The organism is Lachnospira hominis (ex Liu et al. 2021), from assembly GCF_014287955.1.
GTDB lineage: Bacteria > Bacillota > Clostridia > Lachnospirales > Lachnospiraceae > Lachnospira > Lachnospira hominis.
This window is the reverse complement of the sequence record NZ_JACOPD010000008.1, coordinates 115,352-134,396: the sequence shown is the minus strand read 5'-3', so window position 1 is coordinate 134,396 and position 19,045 is coordinate 115,352. Positions and strand designations below refer to the sequence as shown.

Annotated in this window: 20 protein-coding genes; all 20 read right to left on the bottom strand. The window is 37.1% G+C overall.

Translation table 11 applies throughout. From position 1 onward, the window contains the following. A partial coding sequence (locus tag H8S01_RS11570; RefSeq protein ID WP_186837254.1) for a flagellin occupies positions 1-782 on the bottom strand: 782 nt, incomplete at its 3' end. Between the two features lie 133 nt (positions 783-915). Further along, entirely contained in the window at positions 916-1,392 is a 477-nt protein-coding gene (flgN, locus tag H8S01_RS11565; RefSeq protein WP_186837253.1) for a flagellar export chaperone FlgN, read from the bottom strand. A gap of 18 nt (positions 1,393-1,410) precedes the next feature. Then, the gene (fliS, locus tag H8S01_RS11560) at positions 1,411-1,797 is read right to left on the bottom strand and encodes a flagellar export chaperone FliS (RefSeq protein ID WP_186837252.1); all 387 of its coding nucleotides are present in this window, start codon (positions 1,795-1,797) and stop codon (positions 1,411-1,413) included. 80 nt (positions 1,798-1,877) lie between these two features. Continuing rightward, positions 1,878-4,037: a flagellar filament capping protein FliD gene (gene fliD / locus H8S01_RS11555; protein WP_186837251.1), complete on the bottom strand. Its 2,160-nt coding sequence runs from the start codon at positions 4,035-4,037 to the stop codon at positions 1,878-1,880. Between the two features lie 48 nt (positions 4,038-4,085). After that, positions 4,086-4,496, bottom strand: a complete 411-nt coding sequence (locus tag H8S01_RS11550) for a flagellar protein FlaG (RefSeq protein WP_243204357.1) — start codon at positions 4,494-4,496, stop codon at positions 4,086-4,088. Positions 4,497-4,589: 93 nt separating this feature from the next. Next, positions 4,590-4,814: a carbon storage regulator CsrA gene (csrA, locus tag H8S01_RS11545; RefSeq protein ID WP_186837250.1), complete on the bottom strand. Its 225-nt coding sequence runs from the start codon at positions 4,812-4,814 to the stop codon at positions 4,590-4,592. 1 nt (position 4,815) lies between these two features. After that, positions 4,816-5,283 (bottom strand): flagellar assembly protein FliW, encoded by a 468-nt coding sequence (gene fliW, locus H8S01_RS11540; protein WP_021866365.1) that lies wholly within the window; start codon positions 5,281-5,283, stop codon positions 4,816-4,818. A gap of 24 nt (positions 5,284-5,307) precedes the next feature. After that, positions 5,308-6,780, bottom strand: coding sequence for a flagellar hook-associated protein FlgL (gene flgL, locus H8S01_RS11535; protein ID WP_021866364.1), 1,473 nt, complete (start codon positions 6,778-6,780; stop codon positions 5,308-5,310). Between the two features lie 19 nt (positions 6,781-6,799). Continuing rightward, a complete protein-coding gene (flgK, locus tag H8S01_RS11530) occupies positions 6,800-8,359 on the bottom strand; it encodes a flagellar hook-associated protein FlgK (protein ID WP_021866363.1) in 1,560 nt (519 codons plus the stop codon). A 27-nt stretch (positions 8,360-8,386) separates the two neighbouring features. Then, the gene (gene flgK, locus H8S01_RS11525; protein WP_186837249.1) at positions 8,387-10,327 is read right to left on the bottom strand and encodes a flagellar hook-associated protein FlgK; all 1,941 of its coding nucleotides are present in this window, start codon (positions 10,325-10,327) and stop codon (positions 8,387-8,389) included. A 186-nt stretch (positions 10,328-10,513) separates the two neighbouring features. Next, complete coding sequence (locus H8S01_RS11520; RefSeq protein WP_021866361.1) at positions 10,514-11,029, bottom strand: flagellar protein FlgN; 516 nt, start codon at positions 11,027-11,029, stop codon at positions 10,514-10,516. Between the two features lie 13 nt (positions 11,030-11,042). Continuing rightward, positions 11,043-11,327: a flagellar biosynthesis anti-sigma factor FlgM gene (flgM, locus tag H8S01_RS11515; protein ID WP_186837248.1), complete on the bottom strand. Its 285-nt coding sequence runs from the start codon at positions 11,325-11,327 to the stop codon at positions 11,043-11,045. Between the two features lie 94 nt (positions 11,328-11,421). Continuing rightward, entirely contained in the window at positions 11,422-11,835 is a 414-nt protein-coding gene (locus H8S01_RS11510; RefSeq protein ID WP_186837247.1) for a flagellar protein, read from the bottom strand. Positions 11,836-11,925: 90 nt separating this feature from the next. Beyond that, positions 11,926-12,618, bottom strand: coding sequence for a ComF family protein (locus tag H8S01_RS11505; protein WP_330605598.1), 693 nt, complete (start codon positions 12,616-12,618; stop codon positions 11,926-11,928). Between the two features lie 59 nt (positions 12,619-12,677). Further along, entirely contained in the window at positions 12,678-14,936 is a 2,259-nt protein-coding gene (locus H8S01_RS11500) for an ATP-dependent RecD-like DNA helicase (protein ID WP_186837245.1), read from the bottom strand. A 5-nt stretch (positions 14,937-14,941) separates the two neighbouring features. After that, positions 14,942-15,358, bottom strand: coding sequence for a hypothetical protein (locus H8S01_RS11495; RefSeq protein WP_021866356.1), 417 nt, complete (start codon positions 15,356-15,358; stop codon positions 14,942-14,944). 21 nt (positions 15,359-15,379) lie between these two features. Then, complete coding sequence (locus tag H8S01_RS11490) at positions 15,380-16,192, bottom strand: flagellar hook-basal body protein (RefSeq protein WP_021866355.1); 813 nt, start codon at positions 16,190-16,192, stop codon at positions 15,380-15,382. Positions 16,193-16,214: 22 nt separating this feature from the next. Then, positions 16,215-16,991, bottom strand: a complete 777-nt coding sequence (locus tag H8S01_RS11485) for a flagellar hook-basal body protein (protein WP_021866354.1) — start codon at positions 16,989-16,991, stop codon at positions 16,215-16,217. A 24-nt stretch (positions 16,992-17,015) separates the two neighbouring features. Next, positions 17,016-18,011, bottom strand: coding sequence for a rod shape-determining protein (locus tag H8S01_RS11480; RefSeq protein ID WP_021866353.1), 996 nt, complete (start codon positions 18,009-18,011; stop codon positions 17,016-17,018). 181 nt (positions 18,012-18,192) lie between these two features. Then, positions 18,193-18,999 (bottom strand): putative ABC transporter permease, encoded by an 807-nt coding sequence (locus tag H8S01_RS11475; RefSeq protein ID WP_021866352.1) that lies wholly within the window; start codon positions 18,997-18,999, stop codon positions 18,193-18,195. Between the last annotated feature and the right edge of the window lie 46 nt (positions 19,000-19,045).

The window sequence follows — 19,045 nt, the reverse complement described above, 5'->3', positions numbered from 1 at the left end:
GACTGACCTGCCTGAGCAAGGATATTGTTCTTGCTGTACTCAACCATTTCACTAGCCATATCTGTATCACGGATACGTGATTCAGCTGCCTGTGTATTCTCACTTGTTGTGTTAAGGTTGTTAATTGTGTGCTCAAGTCTGTTCTGGATAGCACCGAGTTTTGAACGTGTATCAGATACTGTCTTGATAGCAGCCTGAATTGTCTTCATTGCTGCACCTGCTGTTGAGAATGCTGATACTTTTAATGAAACTTTACCATCTGTACCTGCAAGACCAAGCTTTGAAGCACTCATCTTTGCAATAGATACACCAATTGACTGACCCTGTAAAGCACCAACCTGAAGCTTAAGCTGCTTTGATGAGAATGTACCGTCTAAGAGGTTCATTGAGTTGAACTGTGTTGTAGACTGGATTCTGTCAATTTCGCTTGTAAGCTGGTTAAGTTCCTGCTGGATAGCATCTCTATCAACAGATGTATTAGTATCGTTAGCTGCCTGTGTAGCAAGTTCGTTCATTCTCTGTAAGATTGAATGTGTCTCATTAAGAGCACCTTCTGCTACCTGTACAAGAGAGATACCATCCTGTGCATTTGAAGCAGCCTTGTTAAGACCTCTGATCTGGCTTCTCATCTTTTCTGAAATTGAAAGACCAGCTGCATCATCACCTGCACGGTTAATCTTGTAACCTGATGATAACTTTTCTGTTGACTTTGACATTGCACTTGATACACTGTTCATCTGTCTGCTAGTGTTCATTGCTGATAAATTGTGCTGTACTACCATAATTGTTTCCTCCTTGAATTTACAGTGGCGTCCCTGCCACTAATATTATTTTGTTTAGGTTATTTATTTAATAACCTGTTATATATTATATCGGTGATTCTGTTTTAAACTTTACCCCCGAATATAATCTTTTTTATTTTTTTTGATCCATAAGATGTGGCTCAAAATTCAGCTTGTTCATGCTGTTATAATATGTACTTGCCGCCTGAGTGTTTCTCTTCGCATTTGAAACTTCTTTTCTCATCTGGGCAAATCTGTTTTCAGCAAGAACTTTATTTCTTGCCTCTTGTGCCTGAACCCGCACTGCAAGCTCAGTTACACTTTTTATCAGTTCTTTGATAACGATTATTTCTGATTTGTATTCATCTTTATGTCCGTCAAGAGTTTCCTTAACTCTTGCAAAAAGTGAATTAAATCCGTCATCAAGTCTTTCTATCTTATCTATGAGTTCTGCTTTCTCATCAATATTTTCACGGAAAGCTTTCTCATCAAATTCTGCTGCAGCCAATATACCATTTTGTGCTTCGCTTAGCACTATAACTTTTTCAAGTATATCTTTTTTCATTATCAGGCTGTCTGTCATCATCTGAACATAATTTTCTGTTTCCATGATTCACCGCCTTAGTAATTAACCCTGCTTTGCTTTTGCCATTACTTCTTTCCATGTATCACGCATGCCTCGAAGTTCATTTAATGCCTGTTCAAGAAGCTCTTTATCTTTTTTAATGTTAGCCTCAACTAAAAGATTATATATATACTTATATATCTTATCAAAATCTTCTGCAACCGGATATTTATGATTAAGCGTCGCCTGAAATTCTTCTATTATATTTTCTACCTTTATGATATTGTTATGAACTTTCTCCATATCATTTTGTTCCAAGCCTATAATTGCAATATTGCAGAATTTTATAGCTCCCTCATATAAAAGAAGCGTAAGTTCCGCCGGTGATGCCGTAAGAACTTTATTTCTGTTATATTCTGCATATGCCTGATTTGCCTGATTAAATGCCATCCCTTAGTAACCCGTACCTTTCTTTAACGTCCATATGCCTGCACAACCAGATTTTGTGCAGACATATAAACTAATTATTTTTAAGAGAAATATCCTGAAAGTGAAGACTGTGTCTGGTTAAGCTTAGCAAGTGCAGACTCCATCTTAGAGAATTTATTGTAATAATAATCTTCCCATGTACTTATCTCTGTCTCTTTATCAGAAATCTTAGTTGTATATGTTGAATACTCTGTCGCCATCTGCTTGTCATTGTATATTGTATATATACTTCTCATGCTTGTAGATGACATTCTCTTCGTCAAATCGCTGTAAAGATTTGATGCAAGTTGTGAGAAGAATGATATTGTTGTATCAGGGTCACTTGCAAGTGCAGCTTTTAACTTATCTTCATTAGCTGATGAAACTGAATCGTCTGAATCACCATCTATATGGAATACACCTTTTTCATTAGTACCTGAACTGAAATACCCCTGTGTCTTAATACCAAAGTTAGCTAATGAATAGCTCTTACCATTAATGCTGATTGATGATGACATAATCGTCTTCATAGCTGTAGATGCATTGCCAAGCGTTGAATCTTTTCTTAAAAGAGAATCTTTAATCTTCTTCTCCCACTCTTTGACTTCATCATCTGTCATTGCCTCTTTTTCATCGCTTGTAAGAGGTTCATAACCCTTGGAACTATCTGCATTGTAAGCTGTATCCATAGCTTTAATCAATTCATTATAATCTTTGAAGAAATCTTTAATCTGCTTATAGATACCATCTATATCTGTATCCGTTGTAATTGATACTGTTTCATTGCCTGTAAGTGCTGTTGCCTGGATTGTAAGTCCATTAATTGAAAAATTATTAGTATTATTCTTAAATGTTGCACCATTTAATACAATCTCTGAATCGCTGCCTGTAATTCTTACCGCACCTGTTGAATCATCACCTGATGAGCTTACCATCTGCTTTGCAAATGCTGCCTTTGCATCTATTGCAGCATCTGAGTCAGACTTAATCTTTGCATTATCTGTATCAACTTCCGCGACAATCTTATCATATGCTGATTTATCTGCATCATCTGCTGTTGCAGCAGCTGCACTTCCGTCATCTTTTATTGTAACATATGAAGCTGTATCTTCCATTGTTTTTTTATTAGTCTCATATGTTGTAATATTATTATTTAACGCATCAATTGATTTCTTTTCGGCATTATATTCTGTAAGCTTGCCATCTTTTTCAAGCTTATCTGTATCATATACAATATTGCCACTGCTGTCTTTTACATCGTTGCCATCATCATCTTTTTTAACGTAATCTTTATATTTATCAGTAAAATCTGTCTGTTTTTTTGACAACTTTGCTTTTGCATTATCAATGCCTGCCCATGTATCGTCAGCATCTATAGTATCTACAACTTTTTTAGCTGCATTGTACTTATCTGCATAAGATTTTGCCCGGTCAGCATAATTGATTTTCTTGCTTTCATATGCAGACTGCTTGATAGCATCAAGCTTAGCCGTGCTATAATTAGCCCACTTTGTATATTCAGCCATATCAGCTGAGGCATTGCCTTTGCTGTCTTTTGTTGTGTATATTCCAAGTCCTTTAAGTGCATTAAGACCATTCTGATTATTAGAAACTATTGAAAAATCATGGCTTTCACCTGACTTTGCTGCACTGATAAAGAATCTCTGGTTTTCGGAATCAAAGTTTGCATTAAGGCCTGCTTCCTTTAATTCTGTGACAAACTTATTAATTGTCATATCACCTGATACCGCAATATCTCTTGTCTTACCATCAACAGTTACTGTCACTTTGCCATCTGACAAATCTCCAATTCCTTTAACATTGCTGAGTTTAGAACTTCCACTAAGCTTAGCATCTTTGCCGTTGTCATCAGTTCCGCTTATTTCGCCGCCTGTAAGATATCCTGTGGCTGCAAGCTTATTGACTTTAAGTGTCTGTGTACCATTTACAGCAGAAGAACTTGCTGTAACTTTAGCATATGAACTGTTTGAAACTGTGGCTGTTTTTAAGTTATAATTTTTTGAAAATCTCATAGAAGACAATTTTCCTGTGTAAAAGCTGTAAATACTTTTATTCATAGTCTTCCAGCTTTCCTGCTTCCATGAAAGTTTTGTCTGTGCTTTTACAAGGTTATCCTTCTGTAATGTATATGATGATACTAAAGCACTTACGAGTGATTCAGTATCAAGACCTGATGATAATCCTGATAATCTTATTGGCATATTATACTCCTATCTGCACCTCCGTGTGCTTAAACAATCATTGTATACTTATCTCTTCTCATCAACAAGAATTCCGGCTATCTCCCATGCTTTTTCAAGCATCTTTAATGCCTTTTCAGATGGAATCTCTCTTATAACTTCATCTGTATCCCTGTCTTTAATTTTAATTGTTATTCTGTTAGTTGGCTCATTATAGCCGAATTCAGCAACAGTATTGCGGTTAATAATCTTATTAATCTCGCTCATGTCTTTCATTGTTGCCGCATTTTTATCTGAATTGTCAGATGTCTGGCTGCTGCCCGTGTTATCTGACTGCTGGCTTGACTTTACTTCTGTCTGCTTATCCTGTGCTACGGCATCAGATGTCTCTACATTAGTTACAGGTGCCGGCTGGCTTGCAGCTGTGTTTGCCTGATAACTCTGTGCTGCTGTAACTCTGCTTATTGATTCCATTCCCATCTTAAATCCACCTCCGTGTGATAGATAATATCATGTTTTCCTATGTGCTACGTTGTATATCGGAAAAATGAGTTTTATAATTAACCCGTTTTTCTATTTTTTTGTAAACAACTCTTTGATATTTTTTATATCTACAGACTGTGCCGCCTCCTTGTTGGCATTCTGAATCTGCATATATACTTCTTTTCTATAGATTGGAACTGATTTTGGTGCTGATATACCGATTTTAACCTGGTCGCCTTTTATCTCGATTATAGTAATCTCTATGTCATCATTGATAATAACTGCCTCATCTTTTTTTCTTGATAATGCCAGCATCCTACTCACCATCCTTCTGTTTTTTTGCATCAAGTATATCGTAAATAGGAAATCTAACCTGATAATCTTCATTACCGGCAATGAGCTGCGTTCCTTTCATTGTATCCATATTTACTATTATTGGTGCTTTAAGATTGCATGTCATCTTTGTAAGGTCCGATGGAACTGTTATTGTGACATACACGGCAAGATATGCATTTTCTATATCTTCACCAAGTGATTTTATAAGTTCATCTTCCACTATAGGATCGTAATCTTCTTTTACAATTTCCGGTTTGATAATAGGAAGTGCAAGCGAAGGTTCTTCTGCTGACTGAAGCCACATTATTGTATTTTCTGATTCCTTTTCGGCATCAACAACTATCGTGAACTTTTTGAAATCTTCAAATCCTATTATTCCTTTTTCAAATGTTATTATTTTATCTTCTGTTGTATCAATTTCCCCAAACCACTTTGTCTGTATTTTCATGCTAAATCAAACCTTTCCTTAATTTTATAAGAAATCAAGCAATGTCTGCTGTATTACTTTGCTTGCCGCTGTAAGAGAAGCATTGTATACAAGCTGTGCTGCAGAATATCCAACTACAACTTCTTCAAGGTCAATATCTTCATTTTCTGATTTGAGATTTGTAAAGTTCGTTTTCTGTTCTGTAAGTCTGCTCTTTGTAAGATTAAGTCTTGTCATTCTGTTACCTGCATCTGCTTTTGCGAGCGATGCCTGTTCCTGATAACCCTGCATTGTACCGACACAATACTCAAAGCGGTTTTTCATCTCTTCTTTTGCAAGTTCATTCTGCTTTGTAAGACCTTCCTTTATAGAATTCAACTTGCTCTGTGAATCTTTATCACTGTAAATATCCTGTTTTAACATTCCCTCAACTTTTTCAAGCTGTGCCTCAATATCAATAACATTATTTACTGATGTAATCAAATCATCAATATCTCTTCCCAGATACATATTAAATACTTCGTTGGCTTCTGTATTAACTTTTAACTTCTGTGAGAAGTTGATATTATATTCAATATCTTCTGTTTTCTTTGTATATACAACACCTGCATTATCAGGATTGTTGTCAACACAGTCATAATACATTACAGGATTCAAATCACCTTTTGCAAAGTTATCTTTTCTGTATGTAAATGAAAATCCGTCAGAAGCATATAACTGCTTATATACATTTTCTCCAAGAAGAATCTCACCTGTCGCTGCATTAAATGCTGCCTCATCATCTCCCGGCTGATAATTGGAATCATTAACAGCTGCTGCCGCAATTGTAGTTCCGTCATTTAACTTGATTTCAAATGTGCCTGCATCAGAAACTTTTGTATATCCGATTCTTACTCTGTGAACATCTGCAACATTAGGTGTTATAACATTTCCTGTCGCTGCATCTGTCTTAACATTAAGATTAAGAATATCATCATTAGAATAAGCATTTGTATATACTGTCTTTAATTCTATGTTTTCTCTTGTAAACTCCTGTGTTATTGTAAAATCCGCTTTAGCTGCTGTCTCATCTGACTGATATGTGAGCGGTGTATCTGTCATATAACCTGAAAAGAGATATCTTCCGGCATATTCAACATCGCCTTCCGCATAGTATGCATCGCGAAGTTTATTAAGGCTCTCTGCCAGTGTACTTCTTTCTGAAGGTGAATATGAGTCTGTCGCACCCTGTTCACAATAAGCATAAAGGTCTGTTATTACTGATACAGCTTCGTCTACAGCACCCTCTGTTGTCTTGAGCCACGAATCAGCATCAGGAATATTTTTATTAAGATACTGTGTAACCTGTTCAAGGCTTGAACGAAGACGTAATGCTCTGATTGCAATTACAGGATCCTCTGACGGCTTATTGATTTTTTTCTGCGTAGAAAGCTGTGTTTCAAGCGTATTTACCTGTTTTTTATTTACCTGGATATTGGCCATCGTACTGTTGACCATCATCTGATTAGTTATTCTCATCTATGCCGCTTCCTTTCTTTTATATTCCAGTCTGATTGATAAGCTTGTCATAAATCTGGTTCATGACTGACATCATCTTTGAGTTAAGATTATAAGCCTGCTGATACTTTATCATATCCATAGCTTCTTCATCTGTATCAACACCCATTATTGAAAGTCTCTGGTTATGTATGCTCGTCTTCAAATCAGTATAATTCTTATACAGATTAACAGCCTTCTGTGAATCAATTGACATATCACTGACAATACTTTCAAGGAAATACGAGCCTGTGCCGCCTGCAAATATCTTTTCGCTCTGAAGCTTATTTAATTCTTCCATTATCTTTGCGTCTGACTCACCGTCATTCTGCTCTTTTTTAATTGCAAGCAAATCAGCATTTTTAAGAAGTTCAGGATTAACTGTTATATTTCCTGCTGACATTACTGTTGTATTTGGCTGCGTTACAAATAATGAAATTCCCTTGCTGCTTCCATCAGACGTGTAACCTGACTTCATTATCTTATTAACTGCATCAGAGAAAATTTTTGCAAATTCATTGAGCTGTGCCTGATAATAAGGAACACCTTTATATGAAACTGTCTTATCTGCCGCCGGTGCTGTCGTAAGCACAAGATTGCCATCTGAATCAGTAACATTGTTACCATCATCATCAGTTTCTATATTTTCATGCTCACCATTATTACCATCTCTTATATCTATTAGACCTTTTAAATGTCCGCTTAAAGATGTGCTGTACATATCAAACTTCTGTCCTGAATTCCACTGTACATCATAAAGGCCTTCTGCGTCTGAGTAATTCTTTTTATCAGTTCTTGCAACCGTTTCAAGTGTATTATAGCTGTATGATGAAACTAATGTCTGTCCGTTGATTCTTACTGAAAAATTAGATACATTATTTCCCATATCTTCTTCTGATGTCTCAAGATTGACAATCTCTGAAAGTTCATCAATCATGGCATTTCTCTTATCACGCAGATCATTTGCATTACCATAATTTGCTTCAATCTGGTTAATCTGTCTGTTAAGTGCAGCTATATTTTTTGCATATGAATTAATCTGCTGGACAGCATCTTTTATCTCGTTATTTGCATCAGCCTGAACATTTCTTAAATTTGTTGTAAGTGTGTTAAAATAATCTGCAAGGCTCTTTGCATTATTGATAAGCTGGTTCTTAGCCGATGTATCTCCAGGTGTAATTGTAAGCTGGTTTACGGCAGAAAAGAAATTTTTGTATTCCTGTGAATATCCGTTGAGTGTAAACTCATCAAGATAATCTTCAATCTGTCCCATATAACTTTCTTTTACTGAATACTGACCGTAATTTGCCATATTATTACGGTATTTTACATCATAGTAACTGTCTCGTATCTGGCTTATTTCTGTAACAACAACACCGGAACCGATAGCACCGTATGTTGTATGTGTTCTTAAAGCATCCGCTGCCTGTGTACCTGCCTGCTGTTTTGTGTATCCTTTTGTATTAATATTAGATACATTGTGACCTGTTATTGTTAATGACGTATTTGCCGCCTGTAATCCTGAATATGCGATTGTTAATCCAAAAAATGTTGATGCCATATTCTCACTTTTTCCTTTCCGCCATTATCATGAACCAAGTGCTGTAACTATATGTTCAAGCATCTCGCTTATTACATTGACATATCTTGATGAGGCATTGTATGCCTGCTGGTATTTTATCATTTTTTCAAGTTCTTCATCTGATGCAACACCTTCTGACTGAAGTCTCTGGTCATCGTATCCGTCAACCATTGTCTGCTGGTGGTCTACATAATTATAAAGAACTTTTCCCACTGTCGAGAATTCTCCGATAAAGTTATTGTAATATGTGCTGAAATTGCCAACAGCATACATCTGCGGATTTATTGATGCGAAATCACCGTTCCATGCATCAATAAGTTCCTGACCCTTAGCCATATCTTCTTTTCCCTGAAGCGTTGTCATTGGAATCTTTGCTATATCCTGTTCTGCAACAGAATTCATAATTATATTTCCAAGCTTATATTCTGAACGGTCGCCTTTTTCATTCTGGTTATTATGAACATACATGTCATTACCATTAGCATCTTTCATCTTTATATAACGCTTTGTATTAAGTCTTCCAAAGATTTCTGTGCCGACTGTCTTATCTTCATCCATGCCATAATCTGTCTTATCCATGTCAAGCACAGTATAATTGTATGATGTTACGTCAGCCTTATTTTTTAAATCTTTATCAGTATAAAGAGGCTCTGATGATTCGTAGCTGTATGTTCCGTCGCCGTTATCAAAACCTTTTACTTCATTTTTATATTTATCATATAAAACAGCATCTGAAACAGTATAACTGTAGCTGTTTGGCATAATTTCGTTGCCATTTTCATCTGTCAAAGCTGTTGTAAGCTTCATGTCTTTCTCCGGGCAAAGAACATCATTTATCTTTGTCACAATACCGTTCATAAGCTTATCAACGCCCGCAAGAGCACTAAGGATAACCGATGGTTCTATGTACTTATTATAATATTCCTGCTTCTCCTGATATTTTGCATAATCTTTATCATAGGCCGCTTTTCCGTCCGCTGTTGTAAGATCATAATCAGCTTTATCAGGTTTTACCGGTATATCTGTATAATCGACTTCAATGCTTCCTCTTGCAAGAAGTGTGCCTTTAAGTCCGCCCTTGTCTTTATCTGTCAATGCAGAATACAATTCTGTCTCCGGATATACGTCTCTTTCAAATGCCGGCCATGTCGGATTAAGTAATGTCGAATCATCATTCGTTCTTGATGACATCTGCGTATATGACGACATTGTCACAAATGGAACTCCACCAGCATTTACATATATCTCTCCGCCCTGCACTTCGTAATATGAAATATCAATATACTCACTGAGTTCATCAAGTGCTTTATCTCTCTGGTCTCTCAAATCGTTGGCATTCTCAACACCTGTACCTTCAATCTTTGCAATCTGCTTATTCAGTGAAAAAATCTTTTCACCATAAGCATTGATTTTGTTAATTGCATTGGCAACATCTATGTTAAGAGTTTCCTGATAATCTTTAAGTCCTGAATAAATTGCATCAGACCTTGTCACAAGTGCTGACGCATTCTGTATGAGTGAAGAACGCTTTACAGTACTTGCTGGTTCTTTACTAAGTTCATTAATTGCCGTATACAGATTGTTCAATGCGTCCTGAAATGTTACGCCCTGAAGTTCTCCAAACTGGTCTTCAACTTCTTCAATAGCCTTGTACTGGTTTGAGTAATAACCAAGCCGGCCGTTTTCTGTCCGATATGCTTTATCTATAAATTCGTCTCTTATTCTTCTGATTTCGCTTATCCCAACACCAAGTCCGTATACAGATGCTGAAGGTGAAGCATAGCTTCCACCGATTCTAAGATAGTGTGTATCCCTGAATGCAATCTGCTGTCTTGTATAACCCTCTGTATTGATATTAGAAAGGTTGTGTGCCGTTGTATTTAATGCTGTCTGTGCTGATTTTAGGCCTGATGCACCAACAAACAGACTCGCCATTCCATTAGCCATAAATATCCTCCTGCCGGTATTGCTTATCCGTAAGCCGGGCATATACTCATCCGTGAGTATATAGAACTGCGGTATCCGCCAAATTCTCATTCTCATACAAGTAATGACTCTGGCTTACTGCCCGCATAAATTAAGAAAGCTGCAAAGCAGCTTTTGAAATAATCTTTATAAATTTATATTAATCCGTTACTGCTTGGCGTCAAATCCTCCTGCCGTAGGATATGAATTATTCTGCTCGTAAGCACCTTTACTATAATTACCCGTCTGTGGTGCAACCTTTGAATTCTTTGCAAGATTAAGCTCAAATTCAATCATATCCATCGACTCCTGCAATAACATCTTATTATTCTCATTAACTTTCATCAACTGATCAAGTGTTCTTTTCAGTTTCATATGAACATCCGTAAGAGCTTTTGCATCTTTGGGCTGTCCTGACAACATATCTGCAATATTCTCAATCTTTATTCCTTTTCTAGGAATATTAAGGACATTGCATATATCTCCCACATTCTCATCCCTGAAAGCATCAAGTTTATTAATCTTATCAATGCTTCTTTGCTCAAGTCCAAGAATTTCCTGTAATCTTTCAACATTGCCATTAACAATGGCGGTGGTCTTTTCTTCGGAAAGCTTCAAAAGGCCCTGATATTCTGTATTTTCTTTATCCAACACATCTATAAGTGTCTCTATCAAACTCGCCATCTAATTCCACCGCCTAAAATACTAATGTTTCTGCATCTGCAATTATCTTATCAGCCACATCTTCTGAACTGACATTATATGTTCTGTTTGCAAACTGTGCCCTGAGGGCTTCTACTTTATCCATCCGGACATCTTCTGCCGCATTAACTGCTGACTTTGCTGTCTGATAGCTTTTAGCCGCATTTGAAATTTCAAGTTTATCACTGAACTCAGAACTGCCTGATGTTTTCTTAGCAGTATTCACTTTTGTGCTTGACTTGTAAATCCGGCTTACCGCATTATATGCATCTATACGCATGCTAACCGCCTCTCTTTCTTTTATCTTATGTGAAATGTATCGGCGTTTATTTTATTTTTCTTAACAGCAAAAATCAACTTTTTAAATTACGTTTTTATTTTCTGTCAAGATAACGCATTCTCGCTCTTGAACTCTTATCTTTTTCATCATCTTCTTCGTAATTTATGGCATACATGCTGCCAAGCTGATTTGCAAGCGTGTTCTTACAAGCCTCGCAATATCTTCCAGATTTTATTGTCTTTCCACAATTTTCACATGGAATACCTATTGGGGAATCATCTGCAAAGCAGAGTCTCTCTTCACGAACCCACTTTTCAAGCTGTCTTACACTCACATCGCAGTCTTCTGAAATCTGATTCATCGTTGCTGAATGGTTTTCCTCTATATAGTCCTTTACAATATCAAACTTTTCCTCTAACTTTCTTACGCAGTCAGGACAGAGATTCCTATATGAACCACCGATATAGTTATATAATCTTCCGCATCCTCTACAATTTCTTACATCCATAATTTTCCTCCTGTTCCGGCATCACGCCAAACCGCTGTTATTTTACCGGAAATATCCTATACCAGATATTGCATATCGCAACATTACCTCTCAGGACATTCCTCTTCCAATACAAAGGCATGCACCATATACCTTTTCTACCCCGTATTTTTTTAATACCGCAGCACACGCATCAAGCGTTGCACCTGTAGTATATATATCGTCTACCAATAGTATTTTCTTATATTTTACAACATTTTTGTCCGCAATAAAAGCATTTTCAAGATTTTTACTCCTGTCATGTCCCGAAACTTCTTTCATTGGAACTGTATTTTTATTTCTTTTAAGAAACCGTGTGTTAACCGGGACATGTATAATTTTTCCAAGTTCACACGCAATAATTTCTGCCTGATTGTACCCTCTTACACGCTGTTTTTTTGCATACATAGGAACAGGAACAATCACATCAGGCGACCATATTTTTATAAGCATTCCCAGCTTGTCAGCCATCTGCGTGGCATACCACTTTCCATATTCCCGGCATCCTTTATATTTAAACCTGTATATTGACTGCTTTAATCCGTCTGAATACGAAAAAACAGCCGCCGATCTGTCAAATATATGTTTTGTCTTTGCACAGTCGTGGCAGTATTCTTTGTCATCAACATCTAATGGTTTTCCACATTTCAGGCAGCTTTCATCGCCGATATACACAATTTTTTTAACACACCCCCTGCATATTCCCTGTTGTCTTAATCCCGCCGGCAACGGTGTCCCACATATAGGACACGCTGGCGGATATATGAAGTCTATTGCTTTTCCACAAAATTTTTCCAGAATATTTATGCTTTTACCCCTTTCATTTAAACCGCATTATCCAATTCATATATTTCTTTTATTCTTTCATCTAAAGACGAATAACGTCTCTGTTCAGACTCATTTTGTGCCATCTGATGAAAGCAGTTTTCATTTCCAACCATACATACACATTTTCTTGCCCTTGTAACCGCTGTATACAAAAGATTTTTGTTCATAAGCATCCTTGGGCCGGGATACATCGGAATAACAACCGCTGGATATTCACTTCCCTGCGATTTATGTACCGTAATTGCATATGCAAGTTCCAGCTCTTCAAGCTGTTTAAAATCATATTTCACAATACGCTCATCATCAAACTTTACAGTCATCTGCTCCATGAATGTATTAATCTCTGTAATTATTCCTGTATCACCGTTAAATACTCCGCTTCCGGCATCGTATGTCACTCCGTATTTACTCTTCTTTTCCCATTCCGTCTGGTAATTATTTTTAATCTGCATAACTTTATCTCCCTCACGGAATGTGACTTCGCCATACACTTTTTCCTGTTTTCCTGCCTGTGGCGGATTGAGATACTCCTGCATGATTTTATTGAGTCTTAATGAACCTGTTGCAGATTTTTTAGATGGCGTAAGTATCTGTATTTCATTAATTCCCGCACCGACATAATCCGGCAGTTTTTTCTTTACGAGTGTACATATTGCAGCTATTATCTCATCAGGTGTTTCGCGTCTTACAAAAAGAAAATCTTTACTGTATTTATTAAGAACGACCGGCTCACCTTTATTTATTTTATGTGCATTTATAACTATTTCACTCTCGGCTGCCTGTCGGAAAATCTTTTCAAGCCTTACAACCGGAAAACATCCTGATGCTATTATATCTTTTAATACATTTCCGGCACCGACACTCGGCAGCTGGTCGGTATCGCCAACAAGAATAAGTCTTGTTCCTACCGCAACTGCCTTTAAAAGCGAATTCATTATGCTTATATCAACCATTGACATTTCATCGACTATAATAGCATCTGTCTCAAGCGGATTTTCTTCATTTCTGTCAAAATTAGTTGCAAATGAACTTCCATTGGAATCTTCCTGCGGTCCTCCGCTTATCTCAAGCAGTCTGTGTATTGTCTGGGCTTCCATTCCACAGGTTTCACTCATTCTTTTGGCTGCCCTTCCTGTCGGTGCTGCAAGCCTTATATCAAACCCTTCCATCTGGAAATATCGGATTATGGTATTTATTGTTGTTGTTTTTCCGGTTCCCGGACCACCTGTTATAACGACAAGGCCATTTTGAACAGTCTTTTTCACTGCCTCTTTTTGAATTTCATCAAGTTCAATATTAAGACGCTGTTCAATTTTTTCAATTGATTCTTCCATCTCCTCATCGTTACATGAATAGCTTATATCCAAATCGCACAGTTTTCTTGCAACAGACGTTTCCATATAATAATAAATCGCAGCGTATACAAGCTTTCTGTCGCCACTCTGTTTTACAACAACTTTTTTATCTACCGCAAGGTCCATTATATAACTTTCCATATTATCAAACTCTATCAAAAGAAGCGATTTGACATAGCTTTCAAGCTCATCCAATGGAAGATATACATGTCCCTGCCCTGCTGCCTGACATAAAACGTAAAAAATTCCGCTTTTAATTCTAAATGCCGAATCCACTTTTATTCCGGCTTTTGCTGCTATTTCATCTGCAATTTTAAAGCCTATACCATCAATATCATCAGCAAGACGGTAAGGATTTTCTTTTAGAATTGTATATATGTTTTGTCCGTATTTTGTGTAAATTTTGTTAGCCAACTTCATGCTTATGCCAAACTCCTGCATAAACATCATTGCACGACGCACATCTCTTTTGTCCATAAGCTGTGCGGCAATATCCATTGCCTTTTTGATGCTGATTCCTTTAATCTCAGCAAGACGTTCCGGTTCTTCTTCCATAATGCGGAATGTATCATCACCGAATTTATTCACAATATTTTCGGCCATTTTTTCGCCAATGCCTTTAATCGCACCGGAACTAAGATAACGCTTCACCGATTTTGCATCGTCAGGCGCCCTGAATTCATATGATTTTATTTTAAATTGCATGTAATACACGGGATGTTTGACAAATTCACCCTGTGCGGCTATAAATTCACCTGCACTGATGTAACTTAATACACCAACGCAGGTTACTTCTTCACCATTATATGTAATATCAAACACCGTATATCCGTTATCTTCATTGCGGAAAATAATATTTTCAACAAATCCCTCAACGTATTTTACAGCTTCATATTCCAAAATAATTATACCTCACTAACTCCGTAGTTTCTCTTCATCTGTTCGTAAAGCTGCTGTGCAAGTCCAAGACCTTTTCCACCATTAGACTCTGTCATCTTGTCAGCTACCTGCTGAACTATCTCATCACCAAAATAACTTGAAAGTGTACTCATTCCCGAATCAGAATTATCAGTCATTCCAAAAAGTGACGAATACAGATTACTATCATCCGTATCACCGTCAACTTTTGTCATCTTTACCATTGACTTTAACATCTGTTCTAAGAAATAACTCTCGAAATCTTTGCAGACTTCCATGAGTTCATCATCTGTTGCTTTTGACAAATCTTTATTATTTATTTTATCTTCAAGTGAATTACCTGTACCGGATGCATATGTTCCATTAGTATAAATGGAATTAACATTACTGATAATATTATCCATAATAATTCTCCCTGCCGCTTATTATCTCTTCAAGTTGTTTGCCTGCTCCATCATTGTATCAGATGTTGTAATAGCCTTTGAACAAAGCTCATAAGCCCTCTGTGCTGTTATAAGATTAACCATCTCTGTAGCCACATTAACATTAGAGCTTTCAAGATAACCCTGCTTTAATTTACTCTTGCTTACAACTCCATCCTCTTCATTGATTGCTACGCCTGATGCATCACTTTCTGCAAGATATGAATTACCAACCTTTGTAAGTCCTGAAGGATTAGGAAACTGATATAATCCAATCTTTATTCCAATAGGCTGTGCATTGTTAGATTCGTCAGGATAACATATATTACCGTCTCCATCAACTGTAATCTTAGTTGACTGATACTGTGGGTCAAGAACAATAGGCTGTCCTTCTGAACTAAGAACCGGATAACCTTCTGCAGTACAAAGAACCGTTCCCTCAGTATCTACCGATAAGAAGAAATTACCATTTCTTGTATAATATACATTTCCATCAATATTTTCTATTGCAAAAAATCCCATTCCGTTTATAAGGAAATCTGTTGTACCATCCGTTGCATTTGCTGAACCCTGTGTGTAATGTGATGTTATTGATGATATTCTTGAACCAAGTCCAACCTGTGCACTTACCGGCTTATTTTCTCCATTAGCAGAAGTTGTCTTAGCCTGTAAATCCTGATATAAAAGTGACTTGAATTCAGCACTCTGTGACTTATATCCTATTGTATTAACATTTGCAAGATTGTTTGCAATTACATCAACATTTGTCTGCTGTGCCATCATTCCTGATGCAGCTGAATATAATGATCTTACCATTCTGTCTGCCTTTCATCTAAACTTATAACTCAGAAATTGATACCATCTTACTCATCATCTCATCCATGGCATTGATGACCTTCTGACCGCTCTCATACTCTCTTGCGATACTAATCATCTCAACCATCTCTGAAACAACATTGATATTAGATGCTTCTTTAAATCCCTGATTAACTGTTGCAGTAACCTCATCTGCCTGTGTTGCACCATCTATGGCACGATAAAGATTCTCACCATACATTTCGAGATAATTATAATCTTCAAAATCTGTAAGAAGAAATGAATCTACATACTCATTATCAGCATATATCTCTCCTGTAGGTTCTACTGCTATATTAGTTGCATCTGTCGGAAGAACAATCGGCTCACCGCTCTCTCCCAACACATAATCACCATCCTTGGTAACCAGATAACCATCTGCGTTCATCTGAAAAGACCCATCCCTGGTATACATCGTTGATGTCTCCCCGGCTTTGTTTGTAAAGGAAATCGTAAAGAATCCCTTTCCTGACAATGCAAAATCGTATGTATTATCTGTTGTAACAAAAGAACCCTGCTCCCAATTACGATACGTTTCACCGATTTTTGCTCCAAGCGAAAGCTTGCCGATATTCTGATTTACATGACCCACTGTCGCATCTTTAATCTTAATGCCATAAACAGCATCAAAAGACTGCGTTGTGCATCCTTCCTTTTTATATCCTGTCGTTGTAGCATTCGCCAGATTGTTAGATACAACATCAAGTCTGTGCTGGCTGTTTACCATTCCTGTATAGGCAGTATATAAGCCTCTTACCATAACCTGACCTCCATCCTGATATTTTTAGTTCTCATCTCTGTAACCGGCAAGGAATTCTATGAACTTACCTGTACCGATTGCAACTGCTGTCATTGGATCCTCAGCAGTAACTGTATTAATACCTGTCTTTGCCTCAATTAAATCTTCAAGTCCTGAAAGAAGACTTCCACCGCCTGTAAGAACAATCCCTCTGTCGGCTATATCTGATGCAAGTTCCGGAGGTGTCTTTTCAAGGACACTGTGAACTGCTTCAACAATCTGTGAAGTTGCCTCTCTCAATGCTTCTTCTGTCTCTTCTGATGTCACTTCTACTGTCTTAGGAAGACCTGTTACAAGATTACGTCCTCTAACATTCATAGTTGTAACTTCTGCTCTTGGGTATGCTGAACCAATCTTTATCTTAATATCTTCGGCTGTTCTCTCACCGATAAGAAGATTGTGTTTCTTTCTCATGTATCTTACAAGTGCTTCATCAAAATCATCACCTGCAATCTTAATAGATGTACTTACAACAGTACCTCCGAGTGAGATAACTGCTATATCTGTAGTACCGCCACCGATATCAACAATCATATTACCACATGGTCTTGAAATATCAATTCCGGCACCGATTGCTGCTGCTATCGGCTCTTCAATAATTGCAACTTCTCTTGCTCCTGCCTGAAGTGTTGCATCCTCAACGGCTTTCTTTTCAACCTCAGTTACACCTGAAGGTACGCAAACACTGATTCTAGGCTTCTTTAACATTCTTCTGCCTATAGCTTTCTGAATAAAATACTTGAGCATCTTCTCTGTTACTGTATAATCTGAAATAACACCCTGACGAAGAGGTCTTACGGCAACAATATTACCAGGTGTACGTCCAAGCATGAGACGTGCCTCTTCACCAATGGCCTTTATCTTATTAGTATCTCTGTCAAAAGCAACAACTGAAGGCTCCTTTAACACAACACCTTTTCCTTTTATATAAACCAGAATACTGGCTGTTCCCAAATCAATTCCTATATCTGTTGACAGCATGAAATTACTCCTTTCACTTTGTACTAAGCTGTTCAATATCCAATCATCCATAAATCTTCCGGCACAAACCACTGCCAAAGTACCACGCAATAAAGATTTTATGCCTAAATATCATTATATACAATAAAAAAAAAATTTAAAAGACTTATTTTAAATAAATTTATAATTTTTTTTAATATCTTTACTGTTTCTTAGTGCTTACATACTTCTTAATCTCTTCAAACGCCTCGCCAAACCTCTTAGATGAAGCAGATGGGAAGCTCTTTAAAAGTGATTTGTGAAGTTTACCGGCTTTCTCCTTTGCAGCGTCAAGTTCAAGACGAAGCCTTTCAACTTTCTGCTCCTGATTAGAAAAATATTCTATCTGCTTTGCAGTTGCCTTTTCCGTAAATGCTTCTTTTGCTTCCGCAAGTCTTTCTGATATTTCTGAAAGTTCTTTCTTTATCATAGACTCATAAGCAAGAAGCTTCTGGTAATCAAGTGCTTTCTTAAATGCAAATACTGTATCGGTCGCAGCAATCACAATTATAACCAGCAAAACTGCCGTAAGAATTCTTATGTCAAGTGAATCAATAAATTCTGCTATAGGCACATGGATTACCATAACAAGCACAACTGACAAAAACCCCCAGAAAAGCGATGATTTCAGGCATATATATCCATGAATGTTAAACTTTTTGTCACTGTAATCCCAATATTTCATATTAAATATAGCTTCCATTGCAGCACCTGTTACGTATTCAAGTGCAGTAGCCGCAATCATGCCGCATATATATACAAGAACTGCATTATCAGCAACCATCAGTGTCGAAATTATAATTGTCAAAGCCCCAAAACCATATAATGGAAGCATAGGACCTTTTAAAAATCCTCTGTTTGTAAGCTTTCTTTTGCTCACAGAAACTATAGTTGATTCAATGCACCACCCGAGAAAGCTGTATATAAAAAAGAATGCCAGCCATCTCTCAATTGTATAATACCCTTCCATCAAAATCTCCTTAAATAAACTGATAAGAGCCGGATGCAGGAAGTCT